This window comes from Martinezella sp. CNPSo 3964, assembly GCF_057784375.1.
On record NZ_JBXSOW010000002.1, the window covers coordinates 731105 to 754161 of the forward strand.

At 60.5% G+C, this 23057-nt stretch carries 22 protein-coding genes and 1 other RNA gene; 15 read left to right on the forward strand and 8 right to left on the reverse strand.

Annotated elements, in window-relative coordinates; translation table 11 throughout:
- Positions 1-169 precede the first annotated feature (169 nt).
- Positions 170-652 carry an SRPBCC domain-containing protein gene (locus AC13Q5_RS10170; protein ID WP_075851567.1) on the reverse strand — a complete coding sequence of 161 codons (483 nt, stop codon included), beginning with the start codon at positions 650-652 and terminating at the stop codon, positions 170-172.
- Between the two features lie 73 nt (positions 653-725).
- Between AC13Q5_RS10170 and AC13Q5_RS10175 the strand changes: the two genes are divergently transcribed.
- Positions 726-1049, forward strand: a complete 324-nt coding sequence (locus AC13Q5_RS10175) for an ArsR/SmtB family transcription factor (RefSeq protein ID WP_488501585.1) — start codon at positions 726-728, stop codon at positions 1047-1049.
- Between the two features lie 36 nt (positions 1050-1085).
- Here AC13Q5_RS10175 and AC13Q5_RS10180 read toward each other — a convergent pair whose 3' ends face one another.
- A complete protein-coding gene (locus AC13Q5_RS10180; protein ID WP_488501586.1) occupies positions 1086-1949 on the reverse strand; it encodes a helix-turn-helix transcriptional regulator in 864 nt (287 codons plus the stop codon).
- Between the two features lie 101 nt (positions 1950-2050).
- Here AC13Q5_RS10180 and AC13Q5_RS10185 point away from each other — a divergent pair, with 101 nt between their 5' ends.
- Positions 2051-2866: an SDR family oxidoreductase gene (locus tag AC13Q5_RS10185; RefSeq protein WP_488501634.1), complete on the forward strand. Its 816-nt coding sequence runs from the start codon at positions 2051-2053 to the stop codon at positions 2864-2866.
- 47 nt (positions 2867-2913) lie between these two features.
- On the forward strand, positions 2914-3630 hold the full coding sequence (locus tag AC13Q5_RS10190) for an SDR family oxidoreductase (protein WP_488501587.1): 717 nt from the start codon (positions 2914-2916) through the stop codon (positions 3628-3630).
- Positions 3631-3669: 39 nt separating this feature from the next.
- On the opposite strand, the gene AC13Q5_RS10195 is transcribed toward AC13Q5_RS10190, so the two are convergent.
- A complete protein-coding gene (locus AC13Q5_RS10195) occupies positions 3670-4107 on the reverse strand; it encodes a MarR family winged helix-turn-helix transcriptional regulator (protein WP_083961270.1) in 438 nt (145 codons plus the stop codon).
- Positions 4108-4432: 325 nt separating this feature from the next.
- On the opposite strand from AC13Q5_RS10195, the gene AC13Q5_RS10200 reads away from it, so the two are divergent.
- Positions 4433-6232 carry a chloride channel protein gene (locus AC13Q5_RS10200; RefSeq protein WP_488501588.1) on the forward strand — a complete coding sequence of 600 codons (1800 nt, stop codon included), beginning with the start codon at positions 4433-4435 and terminating at the stop codon, positions 6230-6232.
- A 75-nt stretch (positions 6233-6307) separates the two neighbouring features.
- Here AC13Q5_RS10200 and ssrS read toward each other — a convergent pair.
- The 3 genes from ssrS to AC13Q5_RS10215 form a co-directional block, all read right to left on the reverse strand.
- A non-coding RNA gene (ssrS, locus tag AC13Q5_RS10205) (6S RNA) lies at positions 6308-6466 on the reverse strand.
- 168 nt (positions 6467-6634) lie between these two features.
- Positions 6635-7012: a cell division protein ZapA gene (locus tag AC13Q5_RS10210; RefSeq protein WP_075851572.1), complete on the reverse strand. Its 378-nt coding sequence runs from the start codon at positions 7010-7012 to the stop codon at positions 6635-6637.
- Positions 7013-7059: 47 nt separating this feature from the next.
- Complete coding sequence (locus AC13Q5_RS10215; protein ID WP_488501589.1) at positions 7060-7335, reverse strand: DUF4164 domain-containing protein; 276 nt, start codon at positions 7333-7335, stop codon at positions 7060-7062.
- 402 nt (positions 7336-7737) lie between these two features.
- On the opposite strand from AC13Q5_RS10215, the gene tkt reads away from it, so the two are divergent.
- From tkt to AC13Q5_RS10250, 7 genes are all read left to right on the forward strand, one after another.
- Entirely contained in the window at positions 7738-9720 is a 1983-nt protein-coding gene (gene tkt / locus AC13Q5_RS10220; RefSeq protein ID WP_488501590.1) for a transketolase, read from the forward strand.
- Between the two features lie 63 nt (positions 9721-9783).
- Positions 9784-10794: a type I glyceraldehyde-3-phosphate dehydrogenase gene (gap, locus tag AC13Q5_RS10225; protein ID WP_047629093.1), complete on the forward strand. Its 1011-nt coding sequence runs from the start codon at positions 9784-9786 to the stop codon at positions 10792-10794.
- Positions 10795-10796: 2 nt separating this feature from the next.
- Complete coding sequence (locus AC13Q5_RS10230) at positions 10797-11381, forward strand: putative glycolipid-binding domain-containing protein (protein WP_488501591.1); 585 nt, start codon at positions 10797-10799, stop codon at positions 11379-11381.
- A 319-nt stretch (positions 11382-11700) separates the two neighbouring features.
- Positions 11701-13551, forward strand: coding sequence for a potassium/proton antiporter (locus AC13Q5_RS10235; RefSeq protein ID WP_488501592.1), 1851 nt, complete (start codon positions 11701-11703; stop codon positions 13549-13551).
- Between the two features lie 173 nt (positions 13552-13724).
- The gene (locus AC13Q5_RS10240; protein ID WP_457878015.1) at positions 13725-14927 is read left to right on the forward strand and encodes a phosphoglycerate kinase; all 1203 of its coding nucleotides are present in this window, start codon (positions 13725-13727) and stop codon (positions 14925-14927) included.
- Between the two features lie 230 nt (positions 14928-15157).
- Complete coding sequence (locus tag AC13Q5_RS10245; protein WP_488501593.1) at positions 15158-16420, forward strand: serine hydrolase domain-containing protein; 1263 nt, start codon at positions 15158-15160, stop codon at positions 16418-16420.
- Between the two features lie 225 nt (positions 16421-16645).
- The gene (locus AC13Q5_RS10250; RefSeq protein ID WP_488501594.1) at positions 16646-17563 is read left to right on the forward strand and encodes a PhzF family phenazine biosynthesis protein; all 918 of its coding nucleotides are present in this window, start codon (positions 16646-16648) and stop codon (positions 17561-17563) included.
- Between the two features lie 49 nt (positions 17564-17612).
- On the opposite strand, the gene AC13Q5_RS10255 is transcribed toward AC13Q5_RS10250, so the two are convergent.
- A complete protein-coding gene (locus tag AC13Q5_RS10255; protein ID WP_167459809.1) occupies positions 17613-17774 on the reverse strand; it encodes a hypothetical protein in 162 nt (53 codons plus the stop codon).
- 228 nt (positions 17775-18002) lie between these two features.
- Here AC13Q5_RS10255 and AC13Q5_RS10260 point away from each other — a divergent pair, with 228 nt between their 5' ends.
- The 4 genes from AC13Q5_RS10260 to AC13Q5_RS10275 all read left to right on the forward strand — a co-directional run bounded on the left by AC13Q5_RS10260 (position 18003) and on the right by AC13Q5_RS10275 (position 22616).
- Positions 18003-19277 (forward strand): MFS transporter, encoded by a 1275-nt coding sequence (locus AC13Q5_RS10260; RefSeq protein ID WP_488501595.1) that lies wholly within the window; start codon positions 18003-18005, stop codon positions 19275-19277.
- A 29-nt stretch (positions 19278-19306) separates the two neighbouring features.
- The gene (locus AC13Q5_RS10265) at positions 19307-19498 is read left to right on the forward strand and encodes a DUF1192 domain-containing protein (protein ID WP_488501596.1); all 192 of its coding nucleotides are present in this window, start codon (positions 19307-19309) and stop codon (positions 19496-19498) included.
- Between the two features lie 384 nt (positions 19499-19882).
- A complete protein-coding gene (gene rcdA, locus AC13Q5_RS10270) occupies positions 19883-20398 on the forward strand; it encodes a protease adaptor protein RcdA (RefSeq protein WP_047629085.1) in 516 nt (171 codons plus the stop codon).
- Between the two features lie 277 nt (positions 20399-20675).
- Positions 20676-22616 carry a GTP-binding protein gene (locus tag AC13Q5_RS10275; protein ID WP_488501597.1) on the forward strand — a complete coding sequence of 647 codons (1941 nt, stop codon included), beginning with the start codon at positions 20676-20678 and terminating at the stop codon, positions 22614-22616.
- Between the two features lie 75 nt (positions 22617-22691).
- On the opposite strand, the gene rpmE is transcribed toward AC13Q5_RS10275, so the two are convergent.
- Positions 22692-22913, reverse strand: coding sequence for a 50S ribosomal protein L31 (gene rpmE, locus AC13Q5_RS10280; RefSeq protein WP_034503571.1), 222 nt, complete (start codon positions 22911-22913; stop codon positions 22692-22694).
- Between the last annotated feature and the right edge of the window lie 144 nt (positions 22914-23057).

Sequence of the window (23057 nt, forward strand, 5' to 3'; positions counted from 1 at the left end):
TCACCGCATCAACCGATTTCCTTGAGCGCAGGCTCGATGAGCCTGAATATAGGGAATCCACTGAAGCTGGAAACAGTCAGGCCCGGCGCCGAAATCAGCACCGGGCCGCTGACCGATGGCCAGAAAGGGGATCAGGAAGGCGATGACCGTCGATACGGCTTGCCGGAACTTAGCGATCCGGCGCCTCCGCCGGCTCTCCGCGCATTTCGCTCAGGAAGAACCCTTCGCGCAGGTTGATGCCGTATTCGACGAAAGCCTTCATGCAGCAGAGCATCTGCGTCCAGCCCTCGCAATTCAGATAGGTGCCGCGGCGACCGGCCTCGTCTTCGCGCCAGCCGGTTTCCTCGATGATGACGAGCGTACCGCCATCGTCCAAGGCGTCGAACGTCATCTCGACCTTCGTTCTGTAGCGGACGCCATCCTCGCCCGTGCCGCCCTCCCAGTGAAAGACGATGCGCTTGTTGTCCTCGACCTCATTGACCTCGACGGGAGCGTTCTTCCACCAGATGACCGTCGTTCCCGCCACGAGCGGCGCGCTGGCGCCGCCGACTGTCGTGAAATAGCTCGAGAGCTTCTTCGGATTGACGACAGCATCGAAGACTTCACCGACCTGGCGGCCGATCCGTCCTGAAATCCGAACATTCAATGTCATGGCATCTCCTCCGTTGTCCGTTTGTCGTTATCGCTCCATTGCGAGCAGCTCCATTATGTTATAAAAATATAACATGTCAAACGAATCGGATAGCGACCTGATTTTCAAGGCCCTTGCGCATCGTCGCCGGCGCGAAATACTCGATATGCTCAGGGATGCGCCGCGAACCACCGGCATGCTCTGCGAGGCATTCACCGATATGGATCGCTGCACCGTGATGCAGCATCTGAAAGTGCTGGAAGATGCCGATCTCGTGATCGCCAAAAAGGAAGGACGCGAGCGCTGGAACCATCTGAACAGCTTGCCGATCAAGCAGATCCATGATCGCTGGATCAGCGCCTATGCCGGCCATGCCCTCTCCATCCTCGATCAGTTGAAAAAGGATCTGGGGGATTAAGAAGAAAGGGAGGAGTGCCGCCGAAGGAACCCGGATTTAGGCAGCACCAGTTCGGCTCAACAGTCTCTTCAGCCGGTCGTTCGTCCCGTCCTCGTCAAGCGGCGTATAGACCACCAGCTTCATGTCGGCGCGATCCATGACGGCAAGCGCGGTATATTCGAATGTCATCAACCCGCCTTCCGGATGGCGCAGACGCTTGTGACCTGTCAGCGGCCGCAGCACATCCTGCCTCGGCCACCACGCGCGAAACTCGGGGCTTGCCTGCGTCAAGGTGGTGATCAGCCGCTCGAAATCGGGATCGCCGGCGTAACGAGCACTGTCCGCGCGAAACATCGCCAGCGAATTCGCCGCCACGATCTCCCAATCGACGAGAAGCTGCCGATGAGCCGGATCGGTGAATACCCGATGGACGCTGTTGCGCGCATCGCCCTGCAGCAGGGCATAATCGCCGAAAAGCGCGACCGCAGCGGCATTCCAGGCCAGCACGTCCCAACGCCGGCCGAGAACATAGGCAGGCTGGCCTGTAAGGCTCGCAAGCATGCGCCGCAGAGCATCCGGCACATCCTCAGGTCCGCGCGACGGAACTTCCGCAGACGGCCGGTCGCTCAGCGTAAAGAGATGCCGGCGTTCGGCCGGATCGAGGCGCAGCGCGTCGGCGAGCGCCGATAGAACCTCTGCGGAGGGGCGGACATCCCTGCCCTGTTCCAGCCATGTGTACCAGGTAGTGCCGACACCGGCCAGAAGCGCCACCTCCTCGCGCCTGAGCCCCGGCGTGCGCCGGCGAAATCCTTCCGGAAGTCCAACGCCTGCAGGCGTCAGCTTTTCCCGACGAGAGCGCAGGAAGGCGCCAAACTCGCGACGTCTGGCTTCGAGAATGGTTTGACTCTGATTGATGGTCATTGTTCATCATAGCAGTATTGATACCAGGATAAAGTCAGAACTGTTTACCCTTGCCGCAAGCTGCCAAATATCAAATCGAAGACATTATGGAGGCAGTAATGATGGACATGAGCGCCAAGACGATCCTGATCACGGGCTCGACGGACGGAGTCGGTCGCCGGGTTGCGGAAAGGCTGGCCGCTGCCGGTGCCACTGTGCTGATACATGGCCGCAACGTGGCACGCGCAGAAGAAGTCGCTTCCGGGATTCGCGGTGCGGGCGGCAAAGCGGCCATCCATATCAGCGATCTCTCGTCACTGAACGAGGTCCGGATCTTGGCAGATACCATCGAACGCGACTATGACCGCCTCGATGGTCTGATCAACAATGCAGGCATCGGCACCAGCGACGGCGCCGGGCGCCAGGTGAGCCAGGACGGATACGAGCTGCGCTTTGCGGTGAATTATCTCGCCGGCTTCCTGCTGACGCGCCGTCTTCTGCCATTCTTGAAGACTGGCCACCCTGCCCGCATCGTCAATGTATCCTCCGCCGGTCAGCAGCCCATCGACTTCTCCGACGTCATGCTGACGCGCGGCTATAGCGGCGTACGTGCCTACTGCCAGAGCAAGCTGGCGCAGATCATGTTGACCTTCGATCTTGCAGAGGAACTTGCCGGCTCCGGCGTCACAGCCAACTGCCTGCATCCGGCGACCTATATGGATACGACCATGGTGCGCCAGGCAGGCGTTGCACCGATAAGTACCGTCGAACAAGGCGCCGATGCGATCCTCAACCTTGCGGCAGGCCGTGATCTGAAGGGGCGTACAGGCCTCTATTTCGACGGATTGCGCCCCTCCCGCGCCAGTGCGCAAGCCTATGACCTGACTGCTCGCCACGAGCTGCGAAAGCTCAGCCGCAGCCTCACCGACCTGGCTTGAACCACAACCTTCCCACCACTCCCTAGGTCTCATGAAAGGAGACACTCGTGTCGTCTCAACACGTCGTTATTGTCGGTGGCTCATCCGGCATCGGCCTTGCAACCGCAGCCCATCTTCTCGAAAAAGGATATCGGGTCACGATCACAGGCCGCAACACCACGAAACTGCAAACAGCAACGCAGGGCCTGAAGGGCGATGTTGCCACAAGCACCATGGATGCAGCCGACCTCACGGGTCTTCCCGCCGCCTTCCAGGCAATCGGTCCCCTCGATCATCTCGTCCTGGCATTGGGCGGTGGAAACGGGGCTGGCCCCTTTGCCTCCGTCGATCTTGCCGATGTCAGAAAAGGTTTCGAACAGAAGACGATGGCGCATTTCGCCTGTGCGCAGGCTTGCCTTCCTCATCTTTCGAAACAGGGCAGCATCACCTTCGTCTCCGCCGTCTCGGCGCAGGCGGCCATGCCCGGAACCGCTGGGCTCGGAGCCATCAATGCCGCCATTGCCGCCTTGGCACCGATCCTCGCCGTGGAACTCGAGCCCATCCGGGTGAACTGTGTCTCCCCAGGCGTCGTCGACACGCCCTGGTGGGATTTCCTAAACGAAGAACAGAAGGAGCTGACCTTCGCCAGCTTCGCGGCACGCACGCCAGTCGGCCGCGTCGGCAGCCCGCTGGAGATCGCCGAAGCCATCGCCTTCCTGATCGGCAACGGCTTCACCAGCGGCCATACGCTGATCTGCGACGGCGGTATCCGCCTGGGTCAATAATCCCCGCGCCATTGCCGGTATCATCAGGCAATGGCGCTCTCAATCATTGCGGACACCAGCCTGAAGCTGCGTGAGGATCTCGATCAGCTTGGGAGCCATTTCTCGGATTTCGACCAGATGGATCGAGCTCAGCGTTTGAAGAACCTCTTCGGACTTTTCCGTCAATTGCAGCGTCTGGCGGCGTTTGTCCGTGGGATCGGGGTGGCGGGTGACATAGCCGCCGTCAATCAACCGTCCCACAAGTTCCGTTGCCGTATGCGGGGCGATCAGCAGCTTTTCCGCGAGCATGCCGATCGTCATCGCCTCACCGGCACCGTTTCCCTTGATGGCAAGCAGCGCCTGATGCTGCTGCGGCGGCAGGCCCGCCTCATGCGCCGCCGAGGTACTGAAATCCATGAATTTGCGCAGCGTATAGCGCAACGTCGCCAGCGCTTCATAATCCGCCTGAGAAAGGGTTTCGTCCAAACGTCGCACCATCAAATTATCCTCATTGCCGCGGTTCGCGGTCCTAAAGCATGTCGCGCAAAATCTTCAGCGGTTTTGCGGCAACGACAGGCTCAAGATCAAGGACCTAAAGCGCCGGAAGCGAATCCGAAAGATCCTGATACGCTCAGTTGATTTATATCGCATTACGATATATTTGCCATCTCGAAGCGGAGAGCGGCTGAAGGGCGGCCGCGCGCTTAGAGCATTTCCAGGAAAAGTGCGCAGCGGTTTTCCGTCCGGAATGCGTAAAACAGGAAGATGGAGCGCTTTCGCCGTTCGAAGAAAAGCGAAAGCGCTCTGGCACAGAAGGCCTCCCATGCAGGACATACCCACCTCACAAAGTCACGGCCACGATTTTTCCGGCGGGGCCTCCCGCAAGGACAATGGCGATTTCACCACGGACAAGCGCGTCCTGGTACTGATTGCCATGGCGCTCGTCGTCGGCACCGGCGGCGCATTCGCCGCCTGGGTGCTCATCAATCTCATCGCGCTCGTCAGCAACGCCGTCTGGCTATTCAAGATCAGCACCGAGCCGCTCTCCTTCGCCATGGTGGCGCGTTCGCCCTGGATGGTGGCTGCCCCCATTCTCGGCGGTCTCGTCATCGGTCTCATGGCGCGGTACGGCTCGGAAAAGATCCGCGGCCACGGTATTCCCGAGGCCATCGAGGCGATCCTGATCGGCGGCAGCCGCATGTCGCCGAAGGTAGCGGTGCTGAAACCCCTGTCATCGGCAATCTCGATCGGCTCCGGCGGCCCCTTCGGTGCGGAAGGTCCGATCATCATGACGGGCGGCGCCATCGGTTCGCTCTTTGCGCAGTTCTTTCATATGAGTGCCGCCGAGAGAAAGACGCTGCTGGTTGCCGGCGCTGCCGCCGGCATGACGGCGGTGTTCGGCACACCGATCGCGGCCGTCATGCTTGCCGTTGAATTGCTGCTCTTCGAATGGAAGCCGCGCAGCTTCATTCCCGTCGCCGTCGCAGCCTGCGTCTCAGTCGTCTGGCGGCCGTTCCTGATCGGCAGCGGCGCGCTCTTCCCCGCCCATTTCGACATGTCGCTCTCCTGGTGGGGCATCGTGCTCGCCGCCGGCCTCGGCATTGTCTCCGGCTTGCAATCCGGCCTGCTGACAACGCTGCTCTATAAGATCGAGGATGCCTTCGAGAAGCTGCCGATTCACTGGATGTGGTGGCCGGCGCTCGGCGGTCTTATCGTCGGGCTTGGCGGCTTGATCGAGCCGCGCGCCCTTGGCGTCGGCTACGACATCATCGCCGATCTCCTGCACAGCCGCATCGCCATCGGTGCCGTCCTGGCAATCCTGCTGGTCAAGGCGGGCATCTGGCTGGTGGCACTATCCTCTGGCACCTCGGGCGGCGTTCTGGCGCCGCTGCTCATCCTTGGCGGTGCGCTGGGTTGGCTCGTCGGCCTCGTCCTGCCCGGTGACCCCGGCTTCTGGGCGATGCTCGGCATGGCTGCCATGATGGGCGGCACGATGCGTGCGCCGCTGACGGGCACCTTCTTCGCCGTCGAGCTGACGGGGGATACGAGCGCGCTGGTGCCCCTGCTCGCCGCAACGGTCGCGGCCTATGCCGTCACCGTCCTGCTGCTGAAACGATCAATTCTGACGGAAAAGATCGCGCGGCGCGGCCAGCACATTACCCGCGAATACGGCATAGACCCGTTCGAGCTGACGCGCGCCCGCGACATCATGATCGCCAAGGTGGATACCCTCCCCGCATCCATGCGCCTGTCGGAAGCACTGACGCAGATGACGGAGCAGCCGGATGCGCATCGCTTCTATCCCGTCGTCGGAGAGAATGACCGCCTCGTGGGCATGATCTCGCGCGCCGACGCCCTGCGCTGGCAGAGCGAGCCTGAACTCATGGATCAGTCGCTCTATGATGTGATCTCGGATACGTCGCTGCCGGTCGCCCATGCGGAGGACACCGTCGGTCGCGTCGCCGATATCATGATCCATGCCGATACGGGACGCGTTCCCGTCGTTGAACCGCAGACCGGCCGCCTCGTCGGCCTCATCGCCCGCAAGGATCTGCTGCGTCTGCGCAGCGCGACCAACCGCGCCGAACTCGAGCGTGGTGCCTATTTGCGATCGAAAAGTTAAGGGGAGGAGGAGTGGCGTCAGCGCGGCGAAAGAACTGCGCGGCGCCTTCCTTGGCCATCGGCTGGGAAGATTTAAGAGCGATCCACGACGACCGATGGATGTTTACGATCCTGGGTGCCTACAAACGTAGGTGGGCACCGTGTGTCCAGGCCCACGGGCCTGGTCAGGGACAGCTCCCTTTGGATCGAGTATGGCCCCAGGGATTGTGGTTCCTGTCGGGAAGCGCAGACCGCTTGAACTATATAAAGAGGTTTCGGGTCTTGTACCAGAGGCCGGTAGCCGACATCCGCAGAAATAAACTCAAAGCACGTCGCGCAAAACTGTGCAGCGATTTTGCGATAACGACATACGCAAAATCAAAAATCTAAAGCGCAAGAAGCGAGGCTGTAGGCCGCGAGCGCTTTAGGCCTGCTCGACGCCCGGCCGCTCCAGAAGCTTCTCGGTAATGCCGTGAATACGCGTCGTCACCTCATCGATGACGCTTGCCAGCGTCTCCTCGGCCCGCGCATTGGCAGCTACGGTCGTATCCCGGCTGCTGGCCAGGGTCTCCAGCTCGGCCTCCAGCGAAGACACTCGCCGCGTCAATTCGCTTACCTCGTCCATGATCATGATGCCGGCCATGACGGTCACCCGCAGATCACCGATTTCGCCGAACTGGCTCTTCAAGTGCATGACATAACGGTCGAAGCGATTGGCAAGATCCGTCAGATGGTCTTCCTGGCCCTCTTCGCAGGCCATCCGGTATGCTTTGCCGTCGATCGTTACCGTTACTTGTGCCATTCGACTTTCCGATCATTGCCGTACTGCGACGGCTGCCTCCCGAGGGATCAGCGGTCCAGCACGGCTCTTATGGTTTCCATCGCCGTGACAAGCCGGCGCGACACTTCGCGATTGACCTCCTCGAGCCGGTTCGCCCGGAACTCGGCCTGGTCCAACTCCTGGGCAAGGCGAGACCGGTCGGCGTGAACCCTGCGGACCTCGCCTTCTACATCGCTCTGCGCCCGTTCCCGCTCGAACCGTCCGTCAACCGCGCTTTCCAAAGTCGAAAGCGCCTGGCGCAATTGGGCGAGCGCCGCGTCCACCGTTTTGCCTGAAGGTGTCATACCCTTCGCATCTCCGCGCAAGGCCCGAATCAAAACATCCGGCCACTTGTCTGATTTCGCAACAATATTCAACTCGGCAACAGCACGTCAATAAAGGCTGTCATGTGGCAGCCCCCCTATTCTGTGGATGAATGCCGCCTTTGCCGCCTACACAGGCCTTGTCGCATGATTGTCGTCTTTTGTAAAAGTGAACGGGCAAATGTCAAAAAATTGCCCCGAGAGGGCCGGATTGGGTCCTCGATTTATTGACTTGCTCGCCCCAACTGCTATGTCTCGACCGCCTGAGGCGACGTTGAAAATGGCGTTCGAAAGAGCGCCTCCCCTTCACCCGCCTTTCAACCGATGGCCCTCCCTCCCAGGCGTGTGGCCATCCCCCGAACCCGGAAAACTGCGGAAAAACCCATGAACTCTCGCGAACAACACGACCGGATGGCAAATGCGATCCGTTTCCTTGCCATGGATGCTGTCGAGAAGGCCAATTCCGGTCACCCCGGTTTGCCGATGGGGATGGCTGATGTCGCCACCGTTCTCTTTAGCAAATATCTGCGCTTCGATCCGAAGAACCCGCTTTGGCCGGACCGTGACCGTTTCGTCCTGTCGGCCGGCCACGGCTCGATGCTGCTTTACTCGGTTCTCTATCTCACCGGCTATCCGGACATGACGGTCGAAGAGCTGACGCGCTTCCGCCAGCTCGGCTCCAAGACCGCCGGTCACCCGGAATACGGTCACGCCACCGGCATCGAAACCACCACCGGCCCGCTTGGCCAGGGCATTGCCAATGCCGTCGGCATGGCGATCGCCGAGCGCAAGCTGCGCGAAGAATTCGGTTCGGAGCTTCAGGATCACTACACCTACGCCATGTGCGGCGACGGCTGCCTGATGGAAGGCATCAGCCATGAAGCCATCGCGCTGGCCGGCCATCTCAAGCTCAACAAGCTGATCCTGTTCTGGGACAACAACTCCATCACCATCGACGGCGCCGTCTCTCTCTCGGATTCGACCGACCAGATCATGCGCTTCAAGGCCGTTCACTGGAACACGATCGAAGTCGACGGTCACGACCAGGCCGCCATCAGCGCTGCCATCGAAGCCGCTCACAAGTCCGACCGCCCGACGCTCATCGCCTGCAAGACGATCATCGGCTTCGGCGCTCCGAACAAGCAGGGCACGCACAAGGTCCACGGCTCGCCGCTCGGCGCCGAGGAAATTGCCGCCACCCGCGTTGCGCTCAACTGGCCTTACGAGCCCTTCGTCATCCCGAACGACGTCCTCGGTGAATGGCGCGCTGCCGGCGAACGCTCCGTCGGCACTCGCGAAGCCTGGGAAGGCCGCCTTGCCGCAGCCGACGCTGCCAAGAAGGCCGAATTCACCCGCCGCTTCGATCACAAGCTGCCGGCCGGTTTCGACGCCGCCATCAGCGACTACAAGAAGAAGCTCGCCGAAACCAAGCCGACGGTCGCAACCCGTAAGGCATCGGAAGACGCGCTCGAAGTCATCAACGGCTTCATTCCGGAAACGATCGGCGGCTCCGCCGACTTGACGCCGTCGAACAACACCAAGACCAGCCAGATGAAGTCGATCACCCCGACCGATTTCTCCGGCCGTTACATGCACTGGGGCATCCGCGAACACGGCATGGCTGCCGCGATGAACGGCATTTCCCTGCACGGCGGTCTCATCCCCTATAGCGGCGGCTTCCTGATCTTCTCGGATTATTGCCGTCCGCCGCTCCGCCTCGCCGCCCTGATGGGCATCCGCGCCATCCACGTCCTGACGCATGATTCCATCGGCGTCGGCGAAGACGGCCCGACCCACCAGCCGGTCGAGCAGGTCGCAAGCTTGCGCGCCATCCCGAACTTCCAGCTCTTCCGCCCGGCGGACGCAACGGAAACGGCCGAGTGCTGGCAGATCGCCATCAAGACGACCAACCGCCCGTCCGGCCTCGCGCTGACCCGTCAGAACCTGCTGGCCGCTCGTACCGAGTACAGCGAGAAGAACCTCTGCGAACTCGGCGCCTACACGCTGGCCGGCAATGCCGACGCCAAGGTGACGATCTTCGCTTCCGGTTCGGAAGTCGAGCTTGCCGTTGCCGCCCGCACGGCTCTTGAAGGCAAGGGCGTCTCCACGCGCGTCGTTTCCGTTCCCTGCACCGAGCTCTTCTTCGAGCAGCCGGACGCCTACCGCAAGGAAGTCATCGGTAACTCGCCGGTCAAGGTCGCCGTCGAAGCCGGCGTTCGCGAAGGCTGGGATGCCTTCATCGGACCGGAAGGCGCCTTCATCGGCATGAAGGGCTTCGGCGCTTCCGCTCCGTACAAGGACGTTTACAAGCACTTCGGCATCACGACGGAAGCCGTTGTCGCCGCCGCTGAAGCAAAGCTTTCCTGAGGGCGCTGACAAGCGCTCTCAAATCCAATAGATAAACACCCTGAGTGAAAGGGAGTGACATTCATGACTGTAAAAGTTGCCATCAATGGCTTTGGCCGTATCGGCCGTAACGTTCTGCGCGCAATCGTCGAATCCGGCCGCACCGATATCGAAGTCGTTGCCATCAACGACCTCGGCCCGGTTGAAACCAACGCACACCTGCTGCGTTACGACTCCATCCACGGCAAATTCCCCGCCGACGTGAAGGTCGAAGGCGACACGATCATCGTTGGCGGCGGCAAGCCGATCAAGGTCACGGCGATCAAGGACCCGGCAACCCTGCCGCACCGCGATCTCGGCGTCGACATCGCGATGGAATGCACGGGCATCTTCACCGCCCGCGACAAGGCCGCCGCGCATCTGACGGCCGGCGCCAAGCGCGTCATCGTTTCGGCTCCTGCTGACGGCGCCGACCTCACCGTCGTTTTCGGCGTCAACCACGACCAGCTCACCAAGGAGCATCTGGTCATCTCCAACGCCTCCTGCACCACGAACTGCCTGGTGCCGGTCGTGAAGGTACTCGACGACGCCGTCGGCATCGACCACGGCTTCATGACGACGATCCATTCCTACACTGGTGACCAGCCGACGCTCGACACCATGCACAAGGACCTGTACCGCGCACGCGCCGCAGCCCTGTCCATGATCCCGACCTCGACGGGCGCCGCCAAGGCCGTTGGTCTCGTGCTGCCGCACCTGAAGGGCAAGCTCGACGGCACGTCGATCCGCGTTCCCACGCCGAACGTCTCGGTCGTCGACTTCAAGTTCGTGTCCAAGAAGGCAACGACGGTCGGCGAAATCAACGAAGCCATCAAGGCTGCATCGAATGGCAAGCTGAAGGGCATCCTCGGCTACACCGACGAGCCGCTGGTTTCCCGCGACTTCAACCATGACAGCCACTCGTCGATCTTCGCGACCGACCAGACCAAGGTCATGGAAGGCAACTTCGTGCGCGTCCTGTCCTGGTACGACAACGAGTGGGGCTTCTCCAGCCGCATGTCCGACACGGCCGTCGCCTTCGCAAAGCTGATCTGATCATGGCCTTCCGCCCGCTCCTTCCGACGACAGTCCGCTGGCGTCCCATGGAAGGAGACGGGCTGGAGCACCTGACGATCGCTCCTATCGACAATGCCGGCGCTGCGGTTATCCGCGCCGCCGGCATTGTCATTGGTGGCCGTGGCGGCACGCCCTATGGCGTCTCCTACCGCATCGACTGCGCCGCCGATTGGGCCGTTCTTTCCTTCTCCGTCGAAACCACCGATGGCCGCCGTCTGGCGCTGATCTCGGACGGCAAGGGACATTGGCGCACCGAGGATGGCGCGGCGCTGACGCAATTCGACGGCTGCGTCGATATCGATCTCTATGGCTCGCCCTTCACCAACAGCCTGCCGATCCGTCGGCTTGACATGACGCCGGAAAGCGGGACAGCCAGGCTCTCCATGCTCTATATCCCGTTCGACACCTTCGAGCCGATGCGCGACGGCCAGCACTATACCTGCATCGTGCCGGAAAAACTTTATCGCTACGCCGCCGAAGACAGGAATTTCACTGTCGATCTTCCGGTCGACGAGGATGGGCTGGTGATCGATTATCCGATCTATTTCAGGCGCACAGCCGTCTGAGCGGCCGACAAGGCGCGCTCACGCATCCTCTTAAAAACATTTCGATTTTTCATCCCCTGCCCTGCTATGGTCCAGATTTACCAGTAAATTTCGAAGCTGGAAGTCTCCTAGGGCGTTTCGAGCCGCTTTGCCGTTCTGGCAAGGCGCATCACATCATGACGATGCAGTCGTCGGAAAGAGTTTCGATCCATGAACTCTCCTCCGAACGAATTCCGTGTTTGCCAATTTGCCAGGCACGGCGACATGATGGAAACTGGGAAGACCTCCGGCATTCCGGGCTTTTGGCCCCAGCAGTGGCGCACGGAAAGGGGAAGACAAGGTGGAGGCATTTTACGTCATCGTGCTGATCAGCACGGTTCTCATTCTCATTGCGGCCTTCTCCAGCCTCCTCGCCTTCCGTTTCGGCGCCCCCTTGCTGCTGCTCTTCCTGATGATCGGCCTTGCCGCCGGTACGGACGGGCTCGGCATCGAGTTCTCCAATAATTATCTCGCCTATATCCTCGGCTCTCTGGCGCTTGCCATCATTCTTTTTGACTCCGGTTACGGCACGCCGATCCAGGCCTTCAAGCTCGCCGCAGCGCCGGCGCTGACCATCGCTTCCGTTGGCGTCATCGTAACCGCCGCATTGTTCGGCCTCGCCACCACCTGGCTGCTCGGCTTCACCTGGCTGCAAGGCCTGCTGCTCGGTTCCATCGTTGCCTCGACGGATGCGGCCGCCGTCTTCTTCCTGCTGCGCATCGGCGGCATCAATATCCGTGACAAGGTGCGCTCGACGCTGGAAGTCGAATCCGGCACCAACGACCCGATGGCGATCTTCCTGACGCTTGCCTTAGTCGAGCTGCTCGCAAGTGGCGAAGGCTACGCCGGCATCAACCTCGCCATGCTCGCAACCTTCGTCCAGCAGATGGGGCTTGGCGTCATCCTCGGCCTGCTCGGCGGCATGATGATCGTCCTCATCATCAGCCGCCTGGAAACCGATCGTGGCCTGACCCCCATCTTCGTGCTGGCGCTGGCGCTGCTCGTCTTCTCCTTTACCGGCGCCGTCGGCGGCAGCGGCTTCCTGGCCGTCTATGTCGCCGGCATCTATGCCGGCAATCGCAAGCTGCCGGCATCCGCCTCGATCAAGCGTTTCCAGGACGGCATGACCTGGCTCGCACAGATCATCATGTTTCTTGTTCTCGGCCTGCTAGCGACCCCATCGGAATTTCCGGCAATCGCCATCCCTGCCGTGGCGCTGGCGCTGTTCCTGATCTTCATTGCCCGCCCGATCGCCGTCTGGCTCTGCCTGCTGCCTTTCGACTATACCCAGCGCGAGACCGGCTTCGTCTCATGGGTGGGCCTGCGCGGCGCAGTCTCCATTCTTCTGGCGATCATGCCGATCCTCGGCGGCCTGCAGGCGGGTCAGACCTATTTCAACGTCGCCTTCATCGTCGTGCTGGTATCGCTGCTCGTCCAGGGCTGGACCATCAAGCCGATGGCGCGCCGGCTTGGCCTCATCGTTCCCCCGCGCATGGGAGCAATCGACAAGGTCGAGGTCGACCTGCCCGGCACGGTCAACCACGAACTCCTCTCCTATCGTGTCGTGAAAGACAGCCCCGTCCTTCGCGGCGAGCGCATCCCGCGCTGGGCGACCCCATCGCTCATCGTGCGCGACGGCAAATCCATGCGCTATCAATATGCCGGCCGCCTGCGCGAAAGCGATATCGTCTATCTTTTCGTCTCTCCCAACTACTCGCGCCTGCTCGACCGCCTTTTCGCCAGCCGCGCACCGGTCGATCCCGAGGACGCCGAATTCTTCGGCGCCTTCTCGATCTCCCCGCTGCGCCCGGCCGCAGATCTCGATGCGGCTTACGGACCGGGGCTTTTGAGCGAGCAGGAAAAGGGCCTTACTATCGCGGAGCTCATGCGCCATCGTCTCGGCGGCAAGGCCGACTATGCGGACCGTGTTCGTCTCGGCGAGATCATACTCATCGTCAGGGATCTCGACGAGAACGATCATATCCAATCGGTCGGCATGTCGCTCGAAGCGGTGGAACCGCCCGCCATCATGCCGATCTTCATCAATTTCCATGATATTCTGAACAGCATCCGCGCCTATCTGCAGAAGCGGCGCGAGCGCGCGAATGAAGCTGTTTCAGACGATTCGAGTACAGGCAAAAACGACGCCTGAACCGCTTGAGCAATTCCAGGAAAACTGTGCAGCGGTTTTCCGTTCAAAATTGCAAAAAACTAAGGAGATAGAACCGTTCAGCGATCCCATGAAACGCCGAACGGTTCTTGCGTCTCCGATCATCCGTAGTATGGTCGGCGCGCTTTTCGCCACCAACAATATTGGATCCTCCCATGGCAGCCTTCAAAACTCTCGACGATCTCACCGACATCACCGGCAAGCGCGTGCTCGTGCGCGTCGACCTCAACGTGCCGGTCAAGGATGGCAAGGTCACCGATGCGACCCGCATCGAACGTGTCGCCCCGACGATTCTCGAATTGTCGGAAAAGGGCGCCAAGGTCATCCTGCTCGCCCATTTCGGCCGCCCGAAGGATGGCCCTTCGCCGGATCTTTCCCTCGGCCTCATCGTGCCGGCCGTCGAGGAAGTGCTGGATCACGCCGTTCTGTTCGCGTCCGATTGCATCGGCGCCCCGGCAGCCGACGCTGTTGCCAAGATGAACAATGGCGACATCCTGCTGCTTGAAAACACCCGCTTCCATAAGGAAGAAGAGAAAAACGACGCAGCCTTCACCAAGGCGCTCGCCGCCAATGGCGACGTCTATGTCAACGACGCCTTCTCGGCCGCCCATCGCGCCCACTCCTCCACAGAAGGCCTTGCCCAGTTGCTGCCGGCCTATGCTGGCCGCACGATGCAGGCCGAGCTTGAGGCCCTGGAAAAGGGCCTCGGCAATCCGGTCCGTCCGGTCGTCGCCATCGTCGGCGGCGCCAAGGTTTCCACCAAGATCGACCTTCTGATGAATCTCGTGAAGAAGGTCGATGCGCTTGTCATCGGCGGTGGCATGGCCAATACCTTCCTCGCCGCTCGCGGCACCAATGTCGGCAAGTCGCTCTGCGAGCATGATCTGGCCGATACCGCCAAGCAGATCATGATCGAAGCTGCCACCGCCGGCTGCGCCATCGTGCTTCCGGAAGACGGTGTCGTCGCCCGTGAATTCAAGGCTGGCGCCGATAATGAAGTGGTCGCGATTGAAGCAATCCCCGCCGATGCCATGGTGCTTGATGTCGGCCCGAAGTCGGTCGAAGCGATCAACAGCTGGATCGGTCGCGCCACGACGCTGGTCTGGAACGGCCCGCTCGGCGCCTTCGAAATCGCCCCCTTCGACGCGGCGACCGTCGCGGTTGCCAAATATGCCGCCGAATGCACGAAGGCCGGCAAGCTGACCTCGGTCGCCGGCGGCGGCGATACGGTTTCGGCGCTCAACCACGCCGGCGTTGCCGACGACTTCACCTATGTCTCGACGGCTGGCGGCGCATTCCTCGAATGGATGGAAGGCAAGGTCCTGCCGGGCGTCGCCGTTCTGCAGGCCGGTAAGTAATCAAGCCAGTATTTGAATGAATCAAAAGCCCCGGTCGCGATGCGATCGGGGCTTTTGCTTTGCGGCAATAGCCAGCGGAGCGTTCAGGACAGAGCAAGTCAAAACTGCAACAATGGCAAGAATAGGTTTGCTGTGATATCGGAAAACAAACCATGTCAAATGGATGTTACGAAAGCACGGCACTAGGTTGCCCCACTTATAATAAAGGGGCCGAATAGAGGGGTTGCCATATGCTTGCTTGGCGCAGTTTTGTTGCTGTTCTTGCCGTAGTCTTAGTTGCTCAAATAGACATTGCTCGCGCCCAACAGTTGCAGACGGCCGTTCCCGTCTTTTCCCCGACCGGACCAGACGCAGAGGCGTATGGTGAGAAACTCGGCTATCCCGTTGGTCTGCCGCTCGGCGAGCAACGCAACATGATCGGCAACTTCAGTCACGCCGATAAGCTTGCGCCAACGCACACCATCGCCGCCGCCGAACATCCACTGCCGCTCTTACGCGCCGCATCCGAGATTTCGGTCAAGTTCACCTTCGGCACCGAAACCGCCTCCTTGTCGAAGTATCTCGACACCAATCCCACCACGGGATTGCTGATTGCCCACAACGATACGATCCTGTTCGAGCATTACCAATATGGCCGCACCGACCGCGACCGCCTTGTCTCGCAATCCATGGCGAAAACATTGACCGGCATGATGATCGGGATTGCGATTTCCGAGGGTGCCATTCACTCCATTGACGATACCGTGCAGACCTATGTGCCCGAGTTGAAGGGCACCGAGATGGGCAGCACGCCGATCCGCGCCTTGCTGCATATGGCCTCCGGCATCGCCTTCACCGAAAATTTCGGCAATCCAGACGACAATGTTCATCTCAGCAACTCATTGCTCGGTCCGGAAAAGCTCGACCCCATTACGGCCGTATCACGGTTCAACAAGCGGGTCGCCCCTCCGGATACAGTCTGGCACTACAGCAATCTCGACACCGAGGGCCTGAGCCTCGTCCTCACCCACGCCACCCATATGAGCATGGCGGACTACCTTCAGACCCGCATATGGCAGCCGATGGGCGCTGAAGCCAGCGCGAACTGGCAGGTCGACAAAACGGGCCAGGAAGTCGGCTACTGCTGCTTCAGTGCGACGCTTCGGGACTACGCCCGCTTTGGCATGCTGCTTGCCCATTATGGCGCCTTGAACGGCCGGCAGATCATCCCGCGCCAATGGCTGCTGGATGCGACGCAGCCGGTCAAGCAAGGCTCGTTCCTTGCGGTCAATCACGAGACGAACCCATGGGGCTATGGCTATCAGACCTGGCTCATGCCCGGTCCTCGCCGAACGTTCTTTCTGGATGGTCGGGCAGGCCAGCGCATCCTTGTCGATCCGACAACGCATCTGGTTCTCGTCCACACCGCAGTGCGTGCGAAGCCCGGCGACACAGGCAGTGCAGAACTGGTCGAGCTCTGGTCCAGCGTGCTCAAGCAGTTCCAGAGCAATTGACGCGATCTTCATCCACGCCGCAAACTTGCAAGTCGGGGGTGAAGGGCGCCTCTCCTGAAAAGGTCGCTATAGCCTTTTGCTTTTACGCAATTCCGGACGGAAAACCGCTGCGCACTTTTACTGGAATTGCTCCAGTGAACTTGTCACGGGCACAAGTTCCAGCTTTCAGGCTTGGCCGAGCAACGGCTAAATCCTTGCAGATCTACCGAAGCTCTGGGGGCTGCCATGAACACCGTTGCCTATGTCACCGTCGACGTCTTCACGTCCGAACGCTTCGTCGGCAATCCGCTGGCGGTCATCCCGGATGCGCGCGGCCTGAGCAGCGATGCGATGCAGAAGATCGCGACCGAGTTCTGCTATTCGGAAACGACTTTCGTGCTACCGCCGGAAAATCCCAGCCACACGGCACGTGTTCGCATCTTCACGCCCACGGCCGAAATCCCGTTTGCCGGTCATCCCAATGTCGGCACCGCTTTCGTTCTCGGCCAGCAGCAAGCGATCTTCGGAAAACCGACAGGCGACAGGCTGATCTTCGAAGAGGAAGCCGGGCTCGTGGAGGTCACTTTGTTGCGTAATGCCGGCGATGTCTCAGGCGCAAGCATTCGCGCGCCGGGCAAGCTCACGATCGGCGAAACCGTTGCTGACGAGCTGATTGCCGCTTGCGTGCAGATCGATCCGCAATCGATCCGCCACACGACCCACGCGCCAGTCTTCGCGTCCGTCGGTCTGCCCTTCGCCTTTGCGGAACTGGACAGCCTCGAAACGCTTGGCAAGGCATGGCCGAATGCGGCCGTCTTTGCCGAGGCAGCCGCGCGGCACAAGGAAGACAAGACCGGCTTCTCGCTCTTTCTCTACGTGCGTTCCTCCAAAAACCCGTGGGCTATCCGTGCCCGCATGTTTGCCCCGCTCGACAATGTGACGGAAGACCCGGCGACCGGCAGCGCATCGGCCGCACTCGGCGCCTATCTGACTTCGCTGCTGCCGGCACGGGATGCGGAAATAAAAATCACCATCGAGCAGGGCGTGGAGATGGGAAGACGCAGCGTCATCGGCGTTGATGCCAGGAAATCTGCTGGCACGGTAAATGAAGTCTTGCTGTCAGGCAGCTGCGTCTCGGTCATGCGCGGCGAGATCCTGCTCTAAGGGAGCGGCGTGCGATTGGCCAGGAGCCCGAATCCCGGCCTGAAATGCGCTAAAACGCCTCGTTGATCAGCAGTGCCACCGTCCAGATCGCAAAGGCGAAGATCGCGATCTTCCAGAAATCTGCCCTGCGCTTCAGGCCCGGCAGCCCCAAGGGCTTGATGATATGCACCGCCATGGCGAGCAGGAGCAGCAGCGCTATGGCTTTTGTCACGCTATTTTTCCCCCGTTTATGCAAGAGTGAGGGCAGCCGCGACCAAAAACCGCTGCACGGCTTTCGCGATCATGCTCTAATCGTCATAGGACGGACATTTTTCCGCGCCAACAGACTGTTTCTACAGGCCGATAGCGGCAATCCGGGACACAATCAATAGCGAAAACAGGCAGGGCGGGATCCTGTCTTATCGGCTCCCAAAAATGGAGCCGCATGAAGGTGGGGAGCATGAAAAGAAACATATTGCCGGTACTCGCTCTGCTGTTCGGCACGCTATTCCTGTTTACGGGCAACGGCCTGCACAGCCTGCTGCTGCCGGTGCGCGGTACGGCCGAAGGCTATGCGACGACGACGCTCGGCCTGCTCGGCACCACCTGGGCGACCGGCTTCGTGCTCGGCTGCCTGACGGCCCCGAAGCTGGTCAGGCGCATCGGCCATGTCCGTGCCTTTTCGGGCTTCATCTCGGTCATCGCCATCATCGCGCTTTTGACAGGCATCGTCGTCGATGCGACCTCGTGGGTGGTGCTTCGCGCCGTGACCGGCTTCTGCACCGCCGGCACCTCGATGATTATCGAGAGCTGGCTCAACGAGCGCGCCACCAACGAAAGCCGCGGCGCGATCTTCTCGCTCTATATCGGCATCACGCTGATCGGCGCCGTCGCCGGCCAGATGATGGTGCCCTTCGCCGATATCCACACGCCCATCCTCTTCATGATGTGCGGCATCTGCTATTGCGTCGCCATGCTGCCGACGACGCTGTCGACCGCCGCCTCGCCCCAGCCGCTGAAGGCCGTCAGCCTTGACCTCAAGGCGCTCTATCGCAACTCCCCCGTCGCCTCGATCGGCATTCTGCTCGTCGGCATCGCCAACGGCGCCTATGGCACGCTCGGCGCCGTCTTCGGCGCCAATGCCGGCCTCTCCGAGAGCGACATCGCGCTGATGATGAGCTTGACCATCTTTGCCGGCGCCGTCATGCAACTGCCGGCCGGCCGCCTGTCCGATCGCATCGACCGCCGTTACGTGCTGGCGGGCATGGCTGCAATCGCCGCGATCGATGGCATTCTGCTCTTCCTGCTGAAGCCCGGCAGCCCCTTCTTCCTTATTGGCATGGTCGTCGTCTATGGCGCCGTCGCCAACACGCTCTATCCGATCGCCGTTGCCCATGCCAACGACTTCGCCGCGCCGGAGGATTTCGTCAAGGTTTCAGGCGGGCTGCTGCTGCTCTATGGCATCGGCACGATCATCGGCCCGACGCTGAGCGGCCCGGTCATGTCTTCCATCGGCCCCTACTCGCTGTTCTTCGTCACCGCCATCGCCCACGTGCTGATTACCTCCTATTCGATCTTCCGCAGCCGCCGCCGCGCCGCCAAGCCGGCGGGCGATCGTGACGCCTATACGACCATGCCGTCGGCCAACGCACAGATGATCACGCCGGAGAGCATGGCGCTCGCGCGAAGCGAGACTTCAAAAAAGGACGATATAACTGTAAATTACGGCACCTGACCCCCTCGCAGAGGGAAGGAGGAGCCGAAATGAGCATTTTCGATGATGATCGTCCCAAGCCGCCGTCCGCCCACGAGATCGGTAGCGATCTATCGCTGCTATCCGTGGACGAGCTGAAGAACCGCGTCGCATTGCTCCAGGGCGAGATAGCCCGGCTGGAAGAGGAAATCGCCACCAAGGCCTCCGGCCGCAAGGCGGCGGATAGTCTTTTCCGCTTCTGATACTGTGCTCCAAGGCGCTTGGCTGTAGCTCAAAATCTGTGCGGTGCAGTCCAGGATTAATGCATGCTCAACTGAATATTAAGCTTTACGACATATTACTATGACCATCCAGATTCGCTCTGGACTCAGACAGTTCCTCCACTTGGCGAATTGGTCTGATTTTTCTCCCTGTTTTACCTTGAGAGCCGCTTCTGCGGCTCTTCTTTTTTGTCCTGTATCACGGACCTCGCCGAAACTGTGGAGATTAACCCTTTCTTAAGAATCGCCTTGCGAATTTCAGTTAAAATGACCATCTTAAAGTCATAAAAGCGGATGCCGAAAGCTCTTAGGGACTTGACCGGCTTTTCCTGAACAAAAGTGTTGCGTGAAGCAGGGATTTATTCGATGTCGGAACTTGGGTTGAACACGATCAGCTTTGCTGGCCACGCCGCATCGTCGGCACAGTTCAGGGCACTCTATTCTGAAGGCATGTCGCTGGTCGAGGAAACCGCTGGCTATCTCGATGGCCAGGGCCGCGCCGCTTCCAAGGTTCTGCCGCGCATGGCCTCCGTACTCTACGCCGCCGAATCCATGCGGCTGACCACCCGCCTCATGCAGATGGCTTCCTGGCTGCTGCTGCAGCGCGCCGTCAACAACGGCGAAATGTCGCGCGATCAGGTACTTGCCGAAAAGAACAAGGTTCGCCTCGATGGCTTCAATGTCGACCGCAACGCTCCGGGCTGGAACGATCTTCCGGAATCCTTCCGCGATCTCGTCGAGCGCTCGCTGCGCCTCCAGAACCGCGTCGCCATCCTCGACCGCGAAATCTACCGTCCGACGGAACCCGCAATCGTTCCGGACAACCAGAACAGCGTCAAGGCGCAGCTGACCCTGTTGCAGACCGCCTTCGGCGGCAACTGAGCCCCACGCTACAAATAATGAATTCGAACCGGTCGTGCCTGGCGCGGCCGGTTTTGTTTTGGGCAATCATCCCAAACTCCGAACAAGCCGCACACAGAGTTAAGCCCTGAGTAGAAATCGGGCAAAGCTTGACGGATTCCGCGAAACATCTGTAAAAAAGAGCGCCTGCCTCTCAAACGGGAGACGGCGAGCCAACATCGAATCCGCGTGGAGGACCCAATGCGCCGACTCACTTCTCACGAAAATCACATCCGAAATTCTGAGAAGATGATGGACCATGCGCACATTGAATCTGGGCATTCTCGCCCATGTAGACGCGGGCAAGACTAGCCTTACGGAACGGCTCCTTTTCGACATCGGCATAATCGACAAACTCGGCAGCGTCGACGCCGGCAGCACACAGACCGATAGTCTCGAACTCGAAAGACAACGCGGCATCACCATCGCAGCGGCGGTGGTGTCGTTCACCATCGGTGACGTGACTGTCAATCTCATCGACACGCCGGGCCACCCGGATTTCATCGCCGAGATCGAACGGATCCTGCAATTGCTCGATGCCGCCGTGGTCGTGGTTTCGGCGGTCGAAGGCGTGCAATCGCAGACCCGCGTGCTCGTCAGAGCATTGCGGCGCCTCGGCATCCCCTTCGTGTTCTTCATCAACAAAGTCGATCGCCTCGGCGCCCGCTATGATGAGGTTCTTGAGGATATTGCGAGCCAGTTGGCGGTTCGTCCGGTCGCCATGTCTGATGTCAGCAACGCCGGTAGCAGCAGGCTCGCCACCGTGGAGGCTGCCGATATCGGAAGCGATCCCCATTTCTCGCGCCTATGCGAAACGCTTTCAGCCGACGATGAGGCTTTGCTGGAGGATTACGTTCTGGCCGCGGAGCGCCTGACGCGGCAGAGGCTGGAACAGGCCCTTGCCGATCAGGTGGCGAAGTCTCTGATCCATCCGGCATTTGCCGGTGCAGCGACACGGGGCCTCGGCATCCCTGCCCTGATCTCGGCGATCGAAACCCTGTTGCCCAGCCGGCAGCCGAACCCCGACAGCCCGGTTTCCGGGACAATCTTCAAGATCGAACGCGGATGGGGTGGCGAGAAGCTCGCCTATCTCTACATGGCATCGGGCACGATCGGTCTTCGCGACGATATCGAGACGGCGAACGGCTCCGCAAAGGTCAGCAGCCTTCAGCTTTTCCGCGATGGCCGGACAGACAAGGTTGCGCAGATCAGCGCGGGACAGATCTCCAAGGTCGGCGGCCTCCCGAATGCCCGGATCGGCGATTGGATCGGCATCGAAAGACCGCCCGGCACGCTTCGTCACTTCGCGCCACCCACCTTGGAAACCCGCATCCGCGCCATGCGCCCGTCAGAGAATGCCGCACTCTGGCTGGCTCTCGGTCAACTTGCAGAGCAGGACCCGCTCATTAACCTGCGCAGCAATGAGGAGACGGGCGACATCTATGTCTCGCTTTACGGCGAGGTGCAGAAAGAGGTCATCCAGGCAACCCTCTTAACCGAGTTCGGCCTGGACATCGCTTTCGAGGAAAGCACCGTCATCTATGTCGAAAGGCTGGCTGGAACCGGAAGCGCCGTCGAATTGATCTTCAAGGAGCCCAATCCGTTTCTCGCAACGGTCGGCTTGCGCATCGAGCCTCGGCTGGACGGCGCCGGCAACAGTTTCGCCCTGGAGGTGGAGGTCGGCCAGATGCCCGCAAGCTTCTATCGCGCTGTCGAGGAAGCCACGTTCGAAACGCTGAAGGAGGGTCTCCTGGGATGGCAGATCATCGATTGCCATGTCGCCATGACGGCGGCGCGACAGAGTTCGCCGGCGAGCACGGCGGTGGATTTTCGCAAGCTGACGCCGCTGGTGCTCGCTTCCGCACTGCTGTCAGCCCAAACCATCCTCTGCGAGCCCATCGAGCATTTTCACATCGAGATACCGGCAACGGCGCTCGCCGCCGTGCACAGCCTGCTCGCGAAATCCGGCGCATCGATGAGAAGATCGCTGATCGACGATGGATTGGCGCGGCTGGAAGGTACGGTGTCATCATCGATGATCCAGGCCATCCAAAGGCAATTGCCGGGATTGTCGGCAGGAGCCGGCGTCCTGGATCACGCCTTCGACCATTATGCACCGCTGTCGGGCCTACGGCATGTGCGCGAGCGCGCAGGCGCAAACCCGTTCGATCGGGCCGATTATCTGCGGCGCGCGAGATGAGGCGCCGCACAATTATATCAACGCAAAAAAGCCCGGCCAAGCCGGGCTCTTTTCAAACAGCAAATCGCAATGCGATTAGATGCCGAGACCGCCGAAGCGCTTGTTGAACTTCGAAACGCGGCCGGCACGGTCCATCATCTGCTGGTTGCCGCCGGTCCAAGCCGGATGGGACTTGGAGTCGATTTCGAGGTTCATGACAGCGCCTTCAGAACCCCAGGTCGAGCGGGTTTCATATTCGGTGCCGTCGGTCATGACTACCTTGATCGTGTGGTAGTCGGGATGAATGTTGGCCTTCATAACAATCTTCCTGTCATGCCAGGGTCCATTTGTCGCAAGGCATTGCGGCAACCGAACCGATTGAATAAATGAAGCCGCAGTCCGTTAAAGGCCACGGCTTCCAATTAAGATGGCGTGCCTATACATGAAGGCAGCGGCGATAAC

Excerpts from the sequence above, each read along its gene's own strand:
- AC13Q5_RS10170 (WP_075851567.1), bottom strand. The coding sequence starts at position 652 with ATGACATTGAATGTTCGGATTTCAGGACGGATCGGCCGCCAGGTCGGT.
- AC13Q5_RS10175 (WP_488501585.1), top strand. The coding sequence starts at position 726 with ATGTCAAACGAATCGGATAGCGACCTGATTTTCAAGGCCCTTGCGCAT.
- AC13Q5_RS10180 (WP_488501586.1), bottom strand. The coding sequence starts at position 1,949 with ATGACCATCAATCAGAGTCAAACCATTCTCGAAGCCAGACGTCGCGAG.
- AC13Q5_RS10185 (WP_488501634.1), top strand. The coding sequence starts at position 2,051 with ATGGACATGAGCGCCAAGACGATCCTGATCACGGGCTCGACGGACGGA.
- AC13Q5_RS10195 (WP_083961270.1), bottom strand. The coding sequence starts at position 4,107 with ATGGTGCGACGTTTGGACGAAACCCTTTCTCAGGCGGATTATGAAGCG.
- AC13Q5_RS10200 (WP_488501588.1), top strand. The coding sequence starts at position 4,433 with ATGCAGGACATACCCACCTCACAAAGTCACGGCCACGATTTTTCCGGC.
- AC13Q5_RS10210 (WP_075851572.1), bottom strand. The coding sequence starts at position 7,012 with ATGGCACAAGTAACGGTAACGATCGACGGCAAAGCATACCGGATGGCC.
- AC13Q5_RS10215 (WP_488501589.1), bottom strand. The coding sequence starts at position 7,335 with ATGACACCTTCAGGCAAAACGGTGGACGCGGCGCTCGCCCAATTGCGC.
- tkt (WP_488501590.1), top strand. The coding sequence starts at position 7,738 with ATGAACTCTCGCGAACAACACGACCGGATGGCAAATGCGATCCGTTTC.
- gap (WP_047629093.1), top strand. The coding sequence starts at position 9,784 with ATGACTGTAAAAGTTGCCATCAATGGCTTTGGCCGTATCGGCCGTAAC.
- AC13Q5_RS10230 (WP_488501591.1), top strand. The coding sequence starts at position 10,797 with ATGGCCTTCCGCCCGCTCCTTCCGACGACAGTCCGCTGGCGTCCCATG.
- AC13Q5_RS10240 (WP_457878015.1), top strand. The coding sequence starts at position 13,725 with ATGGCAGCCTTCAAAACTCTCGACGATCTCACCGACATCACCGGCAAG.
- AC13Q5_RS10245 (WP_488501593.1), top strand. The coding sequence starts at position 15,158 with ATGCTTGCTTGGCGCAGTTTTGTTGCTGTTCTTGCCGTAGTCTTAGTT.
- AC13Q5_RS10250 (WP_488501594.1), top strand. The coding sequence starts at position 16,646 with ATGAACACCGTTGCCTATGTCACCGTCGACGTCTTCACGTCCGAACGC.
- AC13Q5_RS10260 (WP_488501595.1), top strand. The coding sequence starts at position 18,003 with ATGAAAAGAAACATATTGCCGGTACTCGCTCTGCTGTTCGGCACGCTA.
- AC13Q5_RS10265 (WP_488501596.1), top strand. The coding sequence starts at position 19,307 with ATGAGCATTTTCGATGATGATCGTCCCAAGCCGCCGTCCGCCCACGAG.
- rcdA (WP_047629085.1), top strand. The coding sequence starts at position 19,883 with ATGTCGGAACTTGGGTTGAACACGATCAGCTTTGCTGGCCACGCCGCA.
- AC13Q5_RS10275 (WP_488501597.1), top strand. The coding sequence starts at position 20,676 with ATGCGCACATTGAATCTGGGCATTCTCGCCCATGTAGACGCGGGCAAG.
- rpmE (WP_034503571.1), bottom strand. The coding sequence starts at position 22,913 with ATGAAGGCCAACATTCATCCCGACTACCACACGATCAAGGTAGTCATG.